Source organism: Rhodopirellula sp. UH5 (genome assembly GCF_056839225.1).
Genome location: NZ_CM166390.1, coordinates 2,078,331 through 2,096,167 on the forward strand (window position 1 = coordinate 2,078,331; position 17,837 = coordinate 2,096,167).

Annotated in this window: 15 protein-coding genes and 1 tRNA gene; 7 read left to right on the forward strand and 9 right to left on the reverse strand. The window is 57.1% G+C overall.

Annotated features, from left to right (window positions below):
- Positions 1-7 precede the first annotated feature (7 nt).
- Complete coding sequence (locus tag UH5x_RS07585) at positions 8-1,510, forward strand: DUF1501 domain-containing protein (RefSeq protein WP_482635280.1); 1,503 nt, start codon at positions 8-10, stop codon at positions 1,508-1,510.
- 337 nt (positions 1,511-1,847) lie between these two features.
- Here the strand turns inward: UH5x_RS07585 and hflC are convergent, their stop codons facing one another.
- From hflC to UH5x_RS07600, 3 genes are all read right to left on the reverse strand, one after another.
- On the reverse strand, positions 1,848-2,828 hold the full coding sequence (gene hflC / locus UH5x_RS07590) for a protease modulator HflC (RefSeq protein WP_482635281.1): 981 nt from the start codon (positions 2,826-2,828) through the stop codon (positions 1,848-1,850).
- Positions 2,825-3,829, reverse strand: a complete 1,005-nt coding sequence (gene hflK, locus UH5x_RS07595) for an FtsH protease activity modulator HflK (RefSeq protein WP_482635282.1) — start codon at positions 3,827-3,829, stop codon at positions 2,825-2,827. The genes hflC and hflK overlap by 4 nt, the downstream gene beginning before the upstream one ends.
- A gap of 298 nt (positions 3,830-4,127) precedes the next feature.
- Positions 4,128-5,558: a PhoPQ-activated pathogenicity-related family protein gene (locus UH5x_RS07600; RefSeq protein ID WP_482635283.1), complete on the reverse strand. Its 1,431-nt coding sequence runs from the start codon at positions 5,556-5,558 to the stop codon at positions 4,128-4,130.
- Positions 5,559-5,768: 210 nt separating this feature from the next.
- On the opposite strand from UH5x_RS07600, the gene UH5x_RS07605 reads away from it, so the two are divergent.
- A complete protein-coding gene (locus UH5x_RS07605) occupies positions 5,769-6,203 on the forward strand; it encodes a secondary thiamine-phosphate synthase enzyme YjbQ (RefSeq protein WP_482635284.1) in 435 nt (144 codons plus the stop codon).
- Positions 6,204-6,319: 116 nt separating this feature from the next.
- Here the strand turns inward: UH5x_RS07605 and fusA are convergent, their stop codons facing one another.
- On the reverse strand, positions 6,320-8,407 hold the full coding sequence (gene fusA, locus UH5x_RS07610; protein WP_047814245.1) for an elongation factor G: 2,088 nt from the start codon (positions 8,405-8,407) through the stop codon (positions 6,320-6,322).
- Positions 8,408-8,708: 301 nt separating this feature from the next.
- Here fusA and UH5x_RS07615 point away from each other — a divergent pair, with 301 nt between their 5' ends.
- Both UH5x_RS07615 and UH5x_RS07620 read left to right on the forward strand, forming a co-directional pair.
- The gene (locus tag UH5x_RS07615; RefSeq protein WP_482635285.1) at positions 8,709-9,608 is read left to right on the forward strand and encodes a purine-nucleoside phosphorylase; all 900 of its coding nucleotides are present in this window, start codon (positions 8,709-8,711) and stop codon (positions 9,606-9,608) included.
- A 1-nt stretch (position 9,609) separates the two neighbouring features.
- On the forward strand, positions 9,610-10,341 hold the full coding sequence (locus UH5x_RS07620) for a tributyrin esterase (RefSeq protein ID WP_482635286.1): 732 nt from the start codon (positions 9,610-9,612) through the stop codon (positions 10,339-10,341).
- 740 nt (positions 10,342-11,081) lie between these two features.
- Here the strand turns inward: UH5x_RS07620 and UH5x_RS07625 are convergent.
- A complete protein-coding gene (locus UH5x_RS07625; protein ID WP_047814247.1) occupies positions 11,082-12,251 on the reverse strand; it encodes a vWA domain-containing protein in 1,170 nt (389 codons plus the stop codon).
- Positions 12,252-12,392: 141 nt separating this feature from the next.
- On the opposite strand from UH5x_RS07625, the gene metK reads away from it, so the two are divergent.
- From metK to UH5x_RS07640, 3 genes are all read left to right on the forward strand, one after another.
- Complete coding sequence (metK, locus tag UH5x_RS07630) at positions 12,393-13,580, forward strand: methionine adenosyltransferase (protein WP_047814248.1); 1,188 nt, start codon at positions 12,393-12,395, stop codon at positions 13,578-13,580.
- A 34-nt stretch (positions 13,581-13,614) separates the two neighbouring features.
- Positions 13,615-14,469, forward strand: a complete 855-nt coding sequence (locus UH5x_RS07635) for a metallophosphoesterase family protein (RefSeq protein ID WP_482635287.1) — start codon at positions 13,615-13,617, stop codon at positions 14,467-14,469.
- Positions 14,470-14,559: 90 nt separating this feature from the next.
- Positions 14,560-14,633 (forward strand) — tRNA-Arg (locus UH5x_RS07640).
- A gap of 310 nt (positions 14,634-14,943) precedes the next feature.
- Here UH5x_RS07640 and UH5x_RS07645 read toward each other — a convergent pair.
- The 4 genes from UH5x_RS07645 to UH5x_RS07660 form a co-directional block, all read right to left on the reverse strand.
- Complete coding sequence (locus UH5x_RS07645; protein WP_482635288.1) at positions 14,944-15,144, reverse strand: hypothetical protein; 201 nt, start codon at positions 15,142-15,144, stop codon at positions 14,944-14,946.
- A 130-nt stretch (positions 15,145-15,274) separates the two neighbouring features.
- Positions 15,275-15,799 carry a hypothetical protein gene (locus UH5x_RS07650; protein ID WP_482635289.1) on the reverse strand — a complete coding sequence of 175 codons (525 nt, stop codon included), beginning with the start codon at positions 15,797-15,799 and terminating at the stop codon, positions 15,275-15,277.
- 295 nt (positions 15,800-16,094) lie between these two features.
- Entirely contained in the window at positions 16,095-16,262 is a 168-nt protein-coding gene (locus UH5x_RS07655) for a hypothetical protein (protein ID WP_482635290.1), read from the reverse strand.
- A gap of 301 nt (positions 16,263-16,563) precedes the next feature.
- Entirely contained in the window at positions 16,564-17,088 is a 525-nt protein-coding gene (locus UH5x_RS07660) for a hypothetical protein (RefSeq protein ID WP_482635291.1), read from the reverse strand.
- Between the last annotated feature and the right edge of the window lie 749 nt (positions 17,089-17,837).

Sequence of the window (17,837 nt, forward strand, 5' to 3'; positions counted from 1 at the left end):
AAACATCATGACAAATCCAGAGAACCTCTCCGCTCACGGTCGCCGCTTGTTGGATCGCCGTAGCTTCCTCGGCACTGCCGGGCTGTCGACCGCTGGGCTTGGCCTGGCAAGTTTGCTGCAATCCGATGGACTGCTTGCATCGGACGTCGGCACCGCCGGGGGCAAGACTCCCATTCGCCCATCGATCGATCCCGACAAACCCTATTTGCCGCGACCGGCCCATTTCGATGCGCCCGCCAAACAGGTGCTGGTGATTTTTTGCCCTGGTGCGGTCAGTCACGTCGACACGTTTGACTACAAACCAGCGCTCACCAAGCTGCACGGACAAAAACCACCGGGCATCCCCGCGGTCACCTTCGAAGGCCCCACAGGCAACATTGCGAAACCGTTTTGGGATTTCAAACCGCGGGGTGAAACCGGAAAGATGGTCTCGGACTTGTTGCCCCATTTGGCGGAACAGGTCGATGACTTCTGCTTCTTGCACTCGCTCAACACAGACACGAGTGCCCACCCACAGGGCGAGAACTTCTTGAACACGGGGTTCACGATGGAAGGGTTCCCGTCGTTTGGATCCTGGGTGACTTACGCCCTTGGAACGGAGAACCAAGAATTGCCCGCCTTCGTCGCCATCAACGATCCGCGCGGTTTGGCCCGGAGCGGCAAGAACAACTTTGGCAACGGATTCTTGCCGGCTGCCTTCCAGGGCACCGACTTCAACGCCAAGAACCCGCCCAACAACTTGCATCGCCCCAGCAGGCTCTCACCGGATGCGGATCATGCAACGGTTGACCTGCTGCAACGACTCAACGCGAAGCATCTCGAACTCTACCCCGGCGATGCCAACTTAGCCGGACGAATCGCGAGCTACGAATTGGCGGGAAAGATGCAGACCTCCGTTCCTGATGTGATGGATCTTTCCGGCGAAACAGCAGCCACGTTGAAGGCCTACGGTGTCGAAGGTGGCAGTCCGGTGCGAGGGGAATATGCCAAGAACTGCATTCTGGCTCGTCGCTTGATCGAGAAGGGCGTTCGAGTGGTTCAACTGTTCAATGGCAGCGATCCCGCGGGTGGCAACGGGATCACGAACTGGGACTCACACTCCGACATCGGCAAGACGCACGCGATGCAGGCCGAGATCATGGATCAACCGACCGCTGCCTTGATCGCCGATATGAAGCAACGCGGTTTGCTTGAGAACACCCTGGTCGTCTGGGCGACGGAATTCGGCCGGATGCCGTTTCTGCAATCCAACGGAACGGGACGCGATCACAATCCAGATGCTTTCACCTGCTTCCTCACCGGTGCAGGTGTCAAAAAAGGTTTCAGCTATGGCGAAAGCGATGAGTTCGGATTCAAAGCGGCCGTGAACCCAACCTCCGTCTATGACTTCAACGCCAGCCTGTTGCACTTGATGGGACTGGATCACGAACGATTGACGTTCTATCACAACGGGTTGGAACGGCGATTGACCAACGTTCACGGCAGCGTCATTCACGATGTGATGGCCTGACAGCCGCCCATCGACTCCGCCGGATGGCATTCCATTGCGAGACCCTAGCTCGGAACCGATCCCCGCGAGGTCGTCGACCACGGCGACGCCCTGCGTGCTTGGCCACCAACTTTTGCGCGCCGCGGTCCCAGTTCATGCACCACCGCCGATCTTCTCACGGTCGTGCCTGATCAGGCAAATGGCGATGATCGATGGTGATGGATTGCGTTCCTAGGCAGGTCGGCAGGAATGATCGGGCATCACCATGCAAGCCGTTTGGGCGTTAGCCCCGGTTGTACGTGGAAGCAACCACACTTGCCAAGACATTTCAAACGCCGAAAGACTCCTGCCGACCTGCTTACCTCGCCGCCGGGGCGTTGTTAGGCCGATTGACATTCTTAAGAAACCGAAAGATGTCGCTGCCCGTGGTGAGAATCAGCGTGCTGTCTTGATCCAGCATTTCTTGGTACGACTCCATCGTCATGATGAATTCATAGAAGTCAACGGATTCGTCGCTTTGGTTGTAAGCACTGGCGTAGATCTCGGTCGCCTTGGCGTCCGCAACGCCGTGAATTTGCTGGACCGTTTTGTAAGCTTCGGATTCGATGCGCAGCAGGTCACGCTCGCTCCGCCCCATGATTTTCGCTGCCTCACCAGCGCCTTCGCTGCGAAAACGTTCTGCGATCTGCTGTCGTTCACTGATCATGCGTTCGAAAATACGCCTGCGGACACTTTCGTTGTAGTTGATTCGTTTGAACCGAACGTCCAGCAACTCAATTCCAAAATCATTGAGCTTGCTCGCGGCCTTCTCAAAGATTTCGCGTTCAATCACTGCACGCCCCAGGGTGATGGGATAGAGCATGCCGATGTTGCCGGGTGCGTCGATCAACGTCGCGTCGACGTCCGGCTCGCGATCCTTGGTGGTGCGAATGACTTCGATCAGCTCGTGCTTGGCAATGGCGTTGCGAGTTTCGCTACCGAGGATGTCATCCAAGCGAGACTGGGCGCTGCGTTCGTCTCGCAACCGCAGAAAGAACTGTTTCGCGTCGCTGATTCGCCATCGCCCGAACGTGTCGACAACGATGTAAGTCTTGTCCTTGGTTGGCATCTCATTGGGGCGACCATCCCACTCCAGGATTCGCTTCTCGATGCGAGTGACTTCTTGGATGAAGGGTGTTTTGAAGTGGAGGCCTGCTTCGCTGATCGGGTCCCCCACGGGTTTGCCGAACTGAGTGATGATGATCTGTTCGGTTTCCGACACGGTGTACGCGCTGCTTAAACCGAGAAAGGCAGCCAGGAATAGCAGCAGGAAGGCGAGGGGAAGGAAGGCACGTTTCATCGTTGGCCTCGTTGTGTGTCGGTGGACAATTGCAGCAGCGGCAAAATTTGACTGGCTTCTTCGTCAAGGATGATCTTCTTGCCAAGCTTGGGCACCACCGCCCGCATCGTTTCGATATAGATACGTCGCTTGGTCACCTCGGGGGCCTTCAGGTACTCGGTCATGACCGCATTGAAACGCGACACGTCGCCCTCGGCTTCGTTGACGCGTTTGAGGGCGTATCCCTCGGCTGCTTGAATCTTCTGCTCGGCTTCCCCGCTGGCGCGAGGCACGACTTTGTTGTATTCGCCGTTGGCGACATTGATCATCTTCTCCCGTTCCTGCTGAGCCTGGTTGACTTCGTTGAACGAGGGCTGAACCGTGACCGGCGGGTTGACGTTCTTCAACTGAACTTGATCGATGCTCAAACCAAGCTGGTACATGTTCACCACGTCTTGCAGTTGAACGAGTGCTTCCGCTTCAATCTCTTGCCGCCCCACCGTGATCACCTCGTCGACGGTGCGATCGCCGACCACAGTTCGCATGACCGATTCCGAAATTGCCCGGAGCGTGTCGCCTGGGTTGCGAACCTGAAACAGATACAACTGCGGATCGCGAATTCGGTACTGAATGATCCATTCCACGGTCGCTGCATTCAGGTCACCGGTGACCATGCTCCGTTCTTCTGATTGCTCATTGGAATACTGCAGCGTGTCCAACGCACCCTCGGTGCCGAAGCCAAACTCCTGTTTCAGTTGACGTTTGACTGGCAGGATGGAAACCTGATCCACACCAAAAGGAAGCTTGTATCGCAACCCGGGATCCACCGTTTTGATGTACTTGCCGAACCGCAAGACAACACCTTGCGATTCCGCTTGAACGGTGTAAACGGAGGTGTAGGCCAACAGGGCCAATAACATCGCCGGAACGCCCCAGAAAAGGAGCGGACGGAAATCTTCCATCCTCCCCCAATCAATATTCTGCCAATCAAATTCTCGCCGGTTGCCGCGTTCAAAGCTCATCTGGCTGTTCGATCCAGTCAAAGGATTGGTCGCTGAATCACTTCGGGAAACAGCAGGCCATCGAAAGATGACCAGGGAGAAGTCGGACCGCTCACTCTAATGCAGCCCGATTGGACTTGCTAGGGTCGCGGGCTGAAGAACCGTTGACTTTCACCGGTGACTTTTAGCAACGCGTGAACAACACGTGACGATGTTAGCGGTGTGGCGCAAGCCGCCCGGTGAGGAACCGGAGGGCTCGCGCCCTTCCGCTACGTCACTTGTTGTTCACGTGGTGCTTAACTGCGTGACAAGCGAAGACTCACTCCACCACGTAAATCTGCGAGGTCAATGACAGCGGGAAGGTGCCGCCCGTTTCGTACTGTGCCTCCATGAAGGCTGCCTCGGCCCCGGAGCTTGGCGAATTGACTTGCGCACTCCAGATCCCATTCTCATCCACCTTCAAGGGCGTCGACTTCCAATGCGAGGATCGGAGGTCACGTGTGGGCGAGGTTGTGGTCCAAACCATCACCTTGGTCGGGGTTTGATCACTCGTCGCAATGATTTTCACCCCCTCAGGCGTCGATTCCGAACGCGTCTTCCAATCCGGCATGACGTTGTCTTGGCAGACCGATCGATGCAGCGCCGAAACGCCCCCCACCATTCTTGAGATGTCATTCAACCCGTGCCCATTGTTCGGAATGTTCAGCAGCCACTTGGAACCGGGCAGATCGTCGAAGTAATGCTGCGCTGAATCGGCAGGCCAATAGGGATCATTGCTTCCCAGCAACACGAGCTTCGGCATCTCCAAGGCCGCCCGGTGCTCATAGGGATCCACCAGTTGCATCAACGTTTTCCCGCTTGGCGTGGACATCATTTCCTGAAGACCACGCTGCGTGTAGTCCTTGATCTGAGGCGAGTAGGCTCCCCAAGCTTCGATCTGGTGTTTCATTTGCACATTCAGATTCAACATGTCGATGACCATCGGGGCGATCGCCTTGACGCGCGGGTCCGTCGCACCCACCAAGTAAGTCGTCCATCCACGTTTGCTCGCTCCGGTCACCGTGAATCCATCCAGCGATAAACCCCATTCCTCCTTGGTTGCTCCGACGACCGCGTCCATGGCAGCCGAAGCGGAACGCGCCATCACCGGCAACAACGGCCACTCGGGATCTTTCGTTTCGAAAAACTTTTGAAAGGTGAGCGAAATCAAAGCGTCTTCCTTCAGCCCATCAAACATCGGTTGAAAGGGAACCTGTTTCAGGATCGCAACCGGTGTCTTCACCTCCATCGCCAAACTCGCCAGCACAACCGCCTCGCGAGGCACTTTGACTTCCATCGGACCATCTGATCCCCACTCGGATTTCCAAGACCCACCGCTGATCAGCATCAACGCGTTGGATTCATTCGGATCCACCTCCGGCGGATTCAAAATGTACAGTTCGTGTTGCCAAGGAACTCCTTGCCACGCTTGGGAGACCAGATGCACCACGACGTAGTCGCACCCACCGAAGTTCCCACGATCACGGATCTCCCAGCGAAAATGCTCGTCTCGACTCAACACCATCTCAGCCAAACGCTGGGTTGCTTCGGCGCTGGAGACATCTGTTTCCAACGGCCGAAGGTCCTCCGCGCGAAGATTCGAAACGGTCACCGAAAAGGTCCCCAGCAACAGCAATAAACCGGACGTCCATCTTTTTCCAAACACGGGGCGAGACTCAAACAGTTCAAGGATTCCATGCGAACCGGCCATCGCGATGGCTGGCGCTGCATGGTGAAGTTGGTTGCAAAGACACGTCCACGCGAAAGCAACGAATCGCGTTCCGGACCATCATCTCATAAAATCATCGGTGAAACATGAATGTCATTCGGAACCCGCAACCATTTCGCGAACGTCGTGTCGCGACTTGAGTTCGCCTTCCTCAGAAACCTTTGCCCCTCGAACGATGCCCGGAGTCCAACGTTGAAGTCATTGACCAAAGAACTGTGGATGGAAATCCCCAACCGTCGCGGAATTGTTTCGATCCACCGGGAAGTCGACCAACTGGTTCGAGAGAGCGGCATCCAAGAAGGCATGGTGTTGGTCAACGCCATGCACATCACCGCCAGCGTCTTCATCAACGACAATGAATCCGGATTGCACGCTGACTATGAACGTTGGCTTGAGGAACTGGTTCCATTCAACGCCGGCACGGATCCGGCCTCGGGCGGGTACCTGCACAATCGAACGGGCGAAGACAACGCCGACGCACACCACAAGCGCCAGATCATGGGACGCGAGGTTGTCGTGGCAATCACCGAAGGCGAGCTTCACCTCGGGCCTTGGGAGCACATCTTCTACTACGAGTTTGATGGGCGACGTCGAAAGCGAATCCTCGTCAAAATCATCGGTGAGTAACCGTTTGGTCGCCACTCCCGATCGGGAACGCAAAAGGCAGCGACTGATCTCGCGCACAAAAAAACCACGCAACGTGAGTTGCGTGGTTTTCGGTTCATTTGAACTGGCAGGGTGGCTTAGCGAGCGCCGGCCAATTCTTCTTTCTTGCGTTCCGCAATGATCTCTTCTTGGATGTTCGACGGGGTCTGACGGTAGGCCGCCAATTCCATCGTGAACGTTCCTTGACCTTGAGTCATGCTGCGAAGGTCAGTGGCGTAACCAAAGGTTTCTGCCAAAGGAACTTCTGCACGGATGACGGTCATGCCTTCGTTGGTATCGTTGCTGGTCATCAGACCACGACGACGAATCACGTCACCAGTCACGGTTCCTTGGAAGTCTTCTGGCACTTCGATTTCCACGCTCATGATCGGCTCGAGCAACTTCGGAGCAGCTTGCTTGAAGTACTCGCGGAAGCAACCTTGAGCAGCCGTGTAAAAGGCTTTTTCGCTGGAGTCAACATCGTGGTAGCTACCGTCGAGCAGCTCGATGCGGGTTCCCACGACGGGATACTCAGCGATTGGGCCTTTCCCCAGGATATCGCGGAAGCCTTTTTCAACAGCCGGGATGTACTGCTTTGGAATCCGTCCACCAACGACCTTTTCTTCGAACTCGAAGCTGTCTTCGCTTTCCGATTCGATCGGGATCAGCTTGCCAACGATGTGAGCGTACTGACCTGAACCACCGGTTTGCTTCTTGTGCTTGTAGTTGAAGTCGACTTCTTTGGTCGGGCTTTCGCGGTAAGAAACCTTGGGAGCACCGACTTCGATTTCGACGCCGTATTCACGACGAATGCGTTCGATGTAGATTTCCAGGTGCAACTCACCCATGCCCGAGATCAAGATCTCGTTGGTTTCTTCATCGGTGTAAACGCTGAACGTTGGGTCTTCCTTGCGGAAGCGTTGCAACGCCTTGCTCATCTTGTCGCCATCGCCACGGTTGAGTGGGTTGACGGCGATCTTGATAACGGGCTCTGGCACGAACATCGATTCCAACGTCGCGTAATCGCGCTCGCTGCAATAAGTGTCCCCGGAGGCACAGTCGATGCCCATCACGGCGATGATGTCGCCGGCGCTGGCTTCGTCAATTTCCTCTCGTTTTTCACTGTGCATTCGCACGATCCGGCTGAACCGTTCTTTCTTGGTGGAACGTTGGTTCGTGTAGGCCTCGCCCTTCTTGATCGTGCCTTGGTAGATACGCATGAAGGTCAACTGACCAAACGGATCTTCGGCGATCTTGAAGGCCATTCCGACGAAAGGCTTTTCCGGATCGGGAGCCAATTCGATCTTCTTGTCTTCGTCGGAAGGGTCGCGACCGTAAATTTCACGATCCAGCGGGCTGGGCAAGTACTCGGTGACGGCGTCGAGCAAGGGCTGAACACCTTTGTTCTTGTACGCACTGCCCATGTAGACCGGGGTCGCACCGTTCAGGACGGCCTGACGCATGACCTTGTAGATCATGTCCTTGGGCACTTCTTCTTCACTGAGCAACAATTCCATCACTTCATCGCTGTAGTTGGACAACGAATCCAACATCGCGACGCGTGACTCTTCCGCTTCGTCTTTCAAGTCCGCTGGGATTTCGCCAGTGACAACCTTTTCGCCTTGGTCGCCTTCGAACGTGTAGGCCACCATTTCGATCAGGTCGACGACGCCACGGAAGTTTTCTTCCGCACCGATTGGAATCTGAGCCAGGAAGGCATCGGCACCAAGTTTCTCGCGCAGTTGCTCAACCACGCGTCGGGGGTTGGCACCGGTGCGGTCCATCTTGTTGATGAACGCCAAGCGAGGAATTTGGTATCGCTTCATTTGACGGTCAACGGTGATCGACTGGCTTTGCACACCACCGACACTGCAAAGAACCAACACCGCACCATCGAGAACACGCAGCGAACGTTCCACTTCGACGGTGAAGTCAACGTGGCCGGGCGTGTCGATCAAGTTGATGTGATAACCCTTGTGCGTCACGCTGGTCGCGGCACTGGTGATCGTGATCCCACGTTCTTTTTCCAGTTCCATGTGATCCATCGTCGCGCCGTCACCACCACCACGAACATCTTCGATCTTGTGAATCCGACCGCTGTAAAACAGGATCCGTTCGCTCAGAGTGGTCTTGCCCGAGTCAATGTGGGCACTGATACCAATGTTTCTGATTTTCTCCAAATTCATAATACTTCACCTAAGCGCGACCAATGCGGCGGTTCCAAGCACGCCCGTCGACACCACTGACATGGATGTCGCAGAAATTCCGGGTGGATTTGGAGGGTGGCCGACGAATCGTCAAAAATTGTTGGGGGGTGTAGACTGGCAATACCGGGAATCGCCCGGACATCCGTTTCGAATCTCGCCAAGAAATCGAACGGAAATATCGCAAAGGTGGCCCCGATCGGGAACCCCAAAACGAATCAGGCGCAATCTTTGCTCGTCTTTGCGTACGGATCTTCCCTGACATTGGATTTTTGAAACGATTTTGCCCGCCAACTTCAACCATTCCGCCGTCCCCCACTCGCCTCCCGATTTCTCCGAATCGCTGGCGGCTCTGCGAGCGAAATTCCCGGTTCTGACTGAATCTCCCAAACCGCCCCTGGGAGTCGTGCTGGGCAGCGGATTGGGGGGACTCGCCGATGCGATCGAATCCCCCACTGTCATCCCCTACGGCGAGATTCCAGGGCTGGCCGCGTCCACTGCTGCCGGGCATCGAGGCGAATTCATTGTGGGGCACTTGGCGTCGCGGCCAATCATCGCGATGGCCGGCCGACTGCACGTTTACGAGGGACACTCGCTGCCAGACGTCACTCGGCCCGTCGCTCTGATGGCGGGCATCGGAATCAGCGAACTGGTCGTCAGCTGTGCGGCAGGCGGGCTGAATCCCGGTTTTTCAGTCGGCGATCTCGTCCTGCTCGACGAACACAGCAGTTGGTTGGATGGCAAACTGGGAGCACCGCCGACCCTGTTTCAGGCGGCCGAATGCCCGGCGCCCGAACAAGCCTCCGCGGCGGGTTGGTTCCGCCGACACCTGAGCACCTGCGATCCACAACTGGATCAAATCGCTCACCAAACCGCTCGCAAACACGGGTTCCGACTTCGCCGCGGGATGTACCTGGCCGTCAGCGGGCCGAACTACGAAACGCGGGCCGAGTGCCGGATGATGCGGGGCCTGGGAGCGGACTTGGTCGGCATGAGCACCGTCCCAGAGATCCTGTGTGCCTCCTCGGCGGGCGTTCGTACACTGGGAATTTCAGTCGTCACCAACCTCGCGCTGCCTGACGCCCCGGTGACCGCGGATCACGCGGATGTCTTGGAGGTGTGCGAGCGGGCCGCCAACCGGTTACAACAAATCGTCCGAGCGATTGCCACCCATGGAGCGTGACGTGACGAAGGAACCCCATCAGCCCGATCATTCTTGGGACATTTCCCACCTGTCCGATGCCGAATTGCGATCGGCCATGCAATCGATTCCCTGTCAAACCGACCCAGAGGCTCCCGCGCCACTGGTCGAGTTGACCGGCCTGCATGGCCAGCACTCTGCCATGATGCGTTGCGAAACGCCGCTGCGTTTCCAGGCCGCTGGCGACCTCGGTGACTACGCGTTCGCGTTTTGTCGCGATGCGGACGTTCGCCTGGACGGCAACGTCGGCCACGGCGCAGGCGACGGAATGAGACGCGGTGTGGTCCTGATCACTGGCAATGCGGGCTGCGGATTGGGATCGGCGATGACCGGCGGAACCCTGGCCGTCTACGGCTCGGCAGGCGACCGCGTCGGTGCGGCAATGCGTGGCGGCAGCATCTTTGTTCGTGGAAGCGTCGGCGATGACACCGGTGCCGGAGCCCTGGGCGGCACGATTGTGGTCGGGGGAGACGCGGGCAAACGACTGGGCGATGGACTGAACAACGTGACCGTTTTCCTGCGTGGCGAGGCGGAATCCTTGGCCCCCGGTGTGATCGAGGCTCCCCTGAGAAAGCGTGAGGAGGTCCGCCTGGGATTGCTGCTGATGGGGGCCTCGATTCGCGGCTCAGCCTCCGAGTTTCGACGCATCATTCCCCAAGCACGCCTGGACGCCGAAGAAGCAGGTGCCGGTGAAATCCGCCCGAACTGGCGCTAGAAGCGGCCCCGCTCTCACTCTGGTTAGCCCGATTTCGCCCCCCATCAAACCGTAGCCGGAGTCGCCAGACTTCGGTCTCCTGCAAACCAGCCTGTTGATAATGGCACAAGGTGCCAGCCACATTCCAAGCCCCTCACAACGCCTTAATAACCCCGCCCGCGCAGAGGTCGTGCAGCTTTTAAGCATCGTGCCAGTAGCGCCTTAGCACCACATGAACAACAAGTGACGTAGCGGAAGGGCGCGAGCCCTCCGGTTCCTCACCGAGCGACTTGCGCCACACCGCTAACATCGTCGCTTGTTGTTCACGCGTTGCTTAAGAACCCCGCCCGACGAAGTTGGGAGGGGTCGGAAAACGAGCGTTCAGCTAGATTTCCGGGGGAGGGCCATCCGCGCCGTTTCCCCTGCTCAGCCTCCTCCCTCGCGTACGCCTGAACGGCGTCGCTCCCCCCCAAACTTCGTTTCAGGAGAGGTGTTCCAATGCAGAAACCCGCCAAAACGCGGTCTCAGTAAACGGCACGACCTCTGCGCGAACAGGGGGCCTGAATGTCCTTTCAGAGTAGAACATTTGTCCCAAGATGTTTGCGTGACGGGTTGGTTTCGTCGAGCAGTGTGACGCGAACGTTTGAAAGGGGACTTGGGTGCGATGAGGTTTGGCGATGGAAGGCTGCCCGACGGAACAGTTGAGGACAACTGTTCTACTCTGCTGCACGACCTCGGAAGCGGATTGGAAAACGATTCCCTCAGCCGCCTGAGATCACATCCAAGTAGCGATACCCGCCGCGATTCTGACGTGCGATTTCTTTCATGAACGAATTCGCGGGCTCCGGGCCCGAGCCGAACTGGATCGCATGGATCACCGTGCCGGCTTGCTCCGCTCTCCGGCGGATGTCCGCCATCTGTTCCGCGTTCATCGTTTGAATTGACGCATCGGTCAAAAAAAAGATCGCGTCCGGCGCCAATCGCAACGCCATCCGCAATGCCAACTGGTGCTCGGTGCCGCCGATCGCCACCGTCCGCTGGACAAACGCCTCGGCCAGTTTGCGATTGCCTTCTTCACCCAAAACCAAACCGCTGGACTGCCCATCGGGTGAAAACGCCTTGGGGCGATCATTGTAAAAGATGACCTGAAACTGCTGACGCTCACTCAACGTTTGCAAACTTCGAATCAATTCTTGCTTGGCCGCTCGCAAAGGCTTTCCACCGGAAGCGGACATGCTCTCGCTGTGGTCGAACACATACACAAACGCGCTGCCGGATCCCGAAACACCAAACACGGAGGTGGTCGTTTGACCAGCCCCTTCGCCTGCGCGTGTCGTACCGGGAACCAATTCACCGGTGCCCAACTGATCCGCGGTCTTGCCGTCGCCAAACTGCAGCACGCCTTCGACGCCGGTCCCCTCGGACTCGCCCGCTGCCACACCGCGACGCGTCATCTCGGCAAACAAACCGTCCAAATCCACGGGCGGCACAAAGCCCGCAGGCGGTGCCGACGCGGGCGAAGCACTCGACTGAGACTGCTCCGCATCGGTCGAATCGACGGACTTGGATCGTTCGTCGACTGGTCGATCCGAGGGGTTTGCGGTCGCGGCGTCAGACTCTTCCGCTGAATCTTCGGTGACATAAAGCGTTCGGTCCGGCATCCGGTAGGCCATCGCCACACCGACACTGGTCGTCGGCTGGTCGATCGTCCCCGCCGATCGAGATTGCACCCAGCCAAAAATCGAGCCAATCAAAATCAGGTGAACCAAACAGGAACCAACCAGCGGCCAAGTCGAGACGGTCGGCCGCTGCCACGGTGTCTCGACGGCAGGCAGGTTGCCCGGGACACGACTGCCGCGCGGACGATTGGATCCTGGTCCGTCGGAATCCCCGGCGTTCGTGTTCGGTTCGTGAGGACGTGAGGAAGCCATGGCAGCTCAGGAGCGATTCTTTTCCGTTATTTGTGCCGCTTTGCGCCGTCGTGACCAGACTTTACGCTATGGGGCACGTCGCGGGAGGAAACCAATTTCCAACGGCGATCATTTTCGTCTGTTTTCCCGGAGATCAGTGTAGTGAGTAACGAATCAGGCCGTTTTCTTTTCACCAGTGAATCGGTCAGCATGGGCCACCCCGACAAGCTGGCGGACCGAATTTCCGACAGCATCTTGGATGCACTGTTGGCCCAAGATCCCAACAGCCGTGTCGCTTGCGAAACGCTGGTCACCACCGGGTTGGCCGTCATCGCCGGTGAAATCTCTTCCAAAGCTGACGTCGACTACGAAAAAATTGTTCGCGACACCATCGTCGCCGTTGGCTACGACGATCCCGACATCGGAATCGATGGCAAAACCTGCGAAGTGCAAATCCGCTTGGACGCCCAAAGCCCCGACATCGCGCAAGGCGTGAACTCCGACGAAGCCTCGGGCAAAGACATCGGTGCGGGCGACCAAGGCCTGATGTTCGGCTACGCCTGCAAAGACACGCCTGAATTGATGCCCCTGCCGATCGCGTTGTCGCACCGCATCATCAACCGCATCACCGAAGCTCGCTTCAATAAAGAAGTCGACTGGTTGCGTCCTGACAACAAAAGCCAAGTCACGGTCGAGTACGAAGGCAATCGCCCGGTTCGCATCGAAGCTGTCGTCGTCAGCGCTCAACACGGCCCCGACGTTTCGCACGATGAAATCGAAAAGTTCGTGATCGAAAACGTCGTCAAACCATCCATCCCTGCCGAGCTGGACAAGGGCGACATCAAGTACCACATCAACCCAACCGGCAAATTCATCATCGGTGGACCTCACGGCGACTGCGGTTTGACCGGTCGCAAGATCATCGTCGACACCTACGGCGGCTGGGGCCGTCACGGTGGTGGTGCCTTCAGTGGCAAGGACTCGACCAAGGTCGACCGCAGTGCTGCCTACATGGCTCGCTACGTTGCCAAGAACATTGTCGCCGCAGGCCTTGCTGAACGCTGCGAAGTTCAACTGGCTTACGCGATCGGAGTGACCGAACCTGTCAGCGTTCACGTGGACACCGAAGGCACCGGCACGATCGACGACGCCAAACTTTGCGAACTGATCCGAGAGCACTTCCCGTTGACTCCCGGTGGCATCATCGATCACTTGCAACTGCGTCGTCCCGTGTTCGTTGAAACCACTGCCGGTGGCCACTTCGGTCGCGAAGGCGATGGCTTCACTTGGGAAAAGACTGACAAAGCGGAAGCCTTGGCCGAAGCCGCTGGTGCCACCGCCACCGCCTGAGGTTTCGTCTTTCCCAAGTCGTTGCAACGTCTCCTTGAATCAGCCTCTTCGCCGAATCGCGTGGATCACCGACCCACACTTTGACCATGCCAAACTGGATGTTTGGCAGTCGTGGACTGCAAAGCTGCTGGACCTGGATCCCGACGCGATTCTGATCACGGGCGATTTGTCCGAGGGAGACGATGTTGCCTACCAATTGCGATGCCTGGCCGAAACTCTGGATCGGCCGATTCAGTTCGTGCTCGGCAACCACGATTTCTACGGCAAATCGATCGCGTCCACGCGACGTGACCTGATCGCTCTGTGCCGTGACGTTCCACAGCTGACCTACCTCACCGATCACCCTGCCGTGACGCTCAACGCATCCACGGTTTTGATCGGTGACGATGGCTGGGGCGATGCGACGGAGGGCGATTACGCAGGCTCCATTGTGCGTCTGAACGACTTCCAACTGATCGAAGACTTTCGCACCAGCAACCCGGATGGTTGGCAGTCCTTGCTGAACGCCGAGGGCAGAGCCGTCGCGGACCGGATCGATGAAAAGCTCCGCAATCTGCCCGATGAGATCACGCAAGTCTTGATCGCCACGCACGTGCCGCCATTCCGCGAAGCGTGTTGGTACGAAGGCCAAACGACCGACGACAACTGGGCCCCCTTCTTCGTCTGCGGGCAACTCGGCCGAGTTCTTCGAACCGCGGCCGAACAAGCCCCCAAGCGCAAGCACGTTGTCCTGTGTGGTCATACGCACCACGACGGAGTGGCCCAGATGACGGACAACCTCGTCGTCCACACCGGTTTTTCACGCTACGGCAGTCTGGAAATCGAGTCGATGCTCTCGATCGAAGAGGATATCATTGAACTCTCACGTCCCACCATTTGCTTCCCATGACAACGGGCACCAGCGTCCTGTTGGTTTCCAAACGATCTTCCAGCCCCGCGGTCAGCAACGTAGACTCAAGCAGCAAATTGTCACCCACTCGCCCTCGTAGCTCAGCTGGATAGAGCAGCGCATTCCTAACGCGCAGGTCACAGGTTCAAATCCTGTCGGGGGTATCAGATACATCATAGGATGCGGAAAACACGGTGTTTTCCGCACTTTGTCACTTCGCGTGAACCTCTGTGAATGCCTCTGAATGGCACTGAGTGTCCCGCTTTCTGTCCCGACTTTGCTGGGCTTCATCATCTTGTTTTCCTTGCTTGAAACGAGGGTAATTGGAATGGGTGTCAGTTGATCAATGAGCGATTCTTTCTGTCCTGGCGGGGCCCGTCATATTTTCGCTTCTTGATGGCAACGTCGTGTCGCATCGCTACCTCGACCGTGTTGCCGAGCCGGGGGAGGTTGCCGATCATCACGACCTTCAGATCACCGTCGTTGACGCGACGCTCGTTCGTCGACACGCTCGTTCGTCGACACGCTGACCTGCAACGCCTCAGCTGCTTGCTGGTACGTGAACGCGAGGGGGTCGCTTGATCGGTCGCTTTTCGGACGCCACAGTTCAATCCGCGTTGAACGGGCGTCCAATCGTTTGGGGACGGAGATCGTTCGATTCGGAGAATCACTCATGTGCTCGCCAAAAACGTGCAGTTGAGGCGACGCATCAAGTGAAAATCGAGTTGGCAGCTCGACCATCTGCCCGACGTTCACACTGGTAGATGTGTCGAGCACAAACTGAATTTGGCAAACGGCGGCTAAGCTAGGTAAGTTCGCAATCGATTCGGTGCACGCCCTCACTGTCATGCACCTCAATTTTCAGGCCAACTCCTCGCTCGTTAATAAACTTCGCAAGCTTGCTGATGATCGAGCGAATCGTTGAGGTCTTTATGAAATCGCACCCCCAAACCTTGTAAACGAAGTCACCGAGCGGGATTGTCCATTCTGCTGACAGGTCCTTGTTGGCATCCCAAAGCGCCTTGGCAACAGGCAGTTGTCTGGGCTTGCGCTCTAGTTCCATCAGCAGGTGAGCCCAAGGACACTCAAAGTCGACTTCGAGTTCCGCCGCACGAATCAGTCTTTCATAGAGCATCTTCATGTGCTTTTCGCTTTGGTCGATCAGGCCAATCTGATCATCGACGGCGGCTGCGATTTCTTTGAACCGCCGGTGAGCAGCCGAACTGCTTCGCGAGTGCGTTTCGCGAACTAGCGAGACGAGATGTCTTGCCTGTTGCTCAACATCCTCCTCAGTCTGGAGCTTGATCTCGTCCTTCCCGAATCGAGTCAACCAAGCGCGAAGCTGCTTTCGAGCTTTGACTCGCTTCGTCCGATCATCATCGCCTGGTTGCCCGCTCCGCTTCGAGGCCTTCGTAGTCTTCCGCATCCGATTGAATCAACCTTCGCAAAGGGCGGCATCACCAAAAGCCGCGTACTGCCAAACATGCAAACAAGGCGAATACGATAATCATTCGCTGCCATGAATGCTGGTTCACCAGCGAAGCGGGTGGTCACCGCTTAAACGGAGACGCATGCGTCGCAGTTCCGGAACGGTCGAGGTGCACTTCGTGCCATCGCGATAACTCTTACTTACCGGCGTCGGGATCGGTTTCGCATTGAGGATGTTTCTCGGAGCCAGCGTTCCGCCCCTCGATGTACTTCGCTTGCTGATCACCGAGCCTGCGTTTCGCGGCAAGCCGAGCGATGAGGATGAAGAGTTCATCCGAACTGAAGAGCGATTGTTTGATTGTCATGGAGAACCTTCCTAAGCAGGTAGATGGGAATAGTTCGGTTTCGCTCCGCAAACCGTTTGGCATTTTCGTCGAGTCGAGATAAACGGACCGCCCCGATTGAGGGCGGTCCTCGGAGAAAGACAACCCTGGACGATCACCAGGCCCACAAATGCTCCGAATCAACTCGCTTAAGCGAGCAACGACCGAAACATCAAGTCCACGGGACATCACGTGAGAGGATTTCGCTTCGTGCCGCGTCCCGCATCGCGGGTCTGCAGTGATCTCTAGATCGGGATTGCCAAGGTGAAGCGTGCGTTGCCCACTACGTTAGAATGCGGCTTTTCTCAACACCCCACAGTAATGAGCGAAGCAGACCTGGAATCTCCCTGGCGAGCCTCACCCGCACCGCGGGCCCGCAATCACATAGCGGCACGCATCGCTTCGAGACCGCGTCGTAAAGCTCATCCGAATCTAGCCACTCTTCGTAGTCGTCCGAGCACCAGACAACTGCAGCGCACCCGAGGTCAGTTGTCACAGCAGCCTGCGTCAGCTCGACGCACTCAGGTGGACCGTCCGGCCCGTATAGCCGACTGATCGCAACCGGCCCAATCACCAATTGGTGGTGATACAGTCCGAGCTGGTGGGCTCGGCGGATCACGCTGTCGGCCGCCCCGATCGCTTTGTCTGCCGCGTCGACTTGGCCCGAGACCCGATCGCATATTCCGTCCAGCTTTACCGCCAGCGTGTGAAGTTGTTCGGCGGCTGCGATGTCTTGCAAGACCGACGCAGACGGTCCCTTGTCGCAGATCAGTTCATTCAACAGAGGCGAATAAAAACAGTGAGTCATGGTTTCTCCAGTTCGTTTTCTGGTTGTTTGTTTGTGAATTCTTTGGTGAGGGATTGCCTGGCTTCCCGCAGACGCCGTTGTGCGGCGAGTCGGGCGATCAGGTCAATCAAATCCTCAAGTTGACCGGCTGAGGAAGCAGCCGATGGTGTCATTGGAGTAGCGGCTTGATCGCCCGACTCCGAGCCAACGACCTTGGCGTCATCCGGGGGCTCCGGCACAGTCATCGTCGCACCCCATGTTGTCGATCAACGGTCCGAGCAGTTTTGCCCTTGAGCTGAGTCCTCTGCCGGCGCAGTTCACGACGGCTGATTTTGAGAATGGCGTTTTTCTCCTGATACCATCGCCACCAAAGCGGCAGTGAATTTGGACGATGCGGCAACGCACCGTTCTGGTTCTGAGAACCGAATCGGCGGTTGCGCCGCGATCGGTTTGACATCGATTCCTCCTTGTGAATCAAGCTGTCTGCGAAATCAACGAGAGTCGTCGATCGCAAGAAAAAGAAGTGCCGTGTCCCCTGCTTTTTCGCAAGCGAGCGGAGCAACTGCGTCACATCTGAGAAGAGATGCCGCACCAGCCGAAAGCGACAGTGGCTGACACAAAGTTCACCACGCCGGAGAGCCAGGGAACTAACTGCCGGCACCTATACGTAGCTCGTTTTGGGCGGGAATTTAGAACCCATTGAGCACGAGGTTCGTGCTGTTTCGCCCTTATAAGCTGTGAGGCTATGGCTACTCTACGTGAAGAGCAAA

Excerpts from the sequence above, each read along its gene's own strand:
- UH5x_RS07585 (WP_482635280.1), top strand. The coding sequence starts at position 8 with ATGACAAATCCAGAGAACCTCTCCGCTCACGGTCGCCGCTTGTTGGAT.
- hflC (WP_482635281.1), bottom strand. The coding sequence starts at position 2,828 with ATGAAACGTGCCTTCCTTCCCCTCGCCTTCCTGCTGCTATTCCTGGCT.
- hflK (WP_482635282.1), bottom strand. The coding sequence starts at position 3,829 with ATGAGCTTTGAACGCGGCAACCGGCGAGAATTTGATTGGCAGAATATT.
- UH5x_RS07600 (WP_482635283.1), bottom strand. The coding sequence starts at position 5,558 with ATGGCCGGTTCGCATGGAATCCTTGAACTGTTTGAGTCTCGCCCCGTG.
- fusA (WP_047814245.1), bottom strand. The coding sequence starts at position 8,407 with ATGAATTTGGAGAAAATCAGAAACATTGGTATCAGTGCCCACATTGAC.
- UH5x_RS07625 (WP_047814247.1), bottom strand. The coding sequence starts at position 12,251 with ATGGCTTCCTCACGTCCTCACGAACCGAACACGAACGCCGGGGATTCC.
- UH5x_RS07645 (WP_482635288.1), bottom strand. The coding sequence starts at position 15,144 with ATGAGTGATTCTCCGAATCGAACGATCTCCGTCCCCAAACGATTGGAC.
- UH5x_RS07655 (WP_482635290.1), bottom strand. The coding sequence starts at position 16,262 with ATGACAATCAAACAATCGCTCTTCAGTTCGGATGAACTCTTCATCCTC.
- UH5x_RS07660 (WP_482635291.1), bottom strand. The coding sequence starts at position 17,088 with ATGACTCACTGTTTTTATTCGCCTCTGTTGAATGAACTGATCTGCGAC.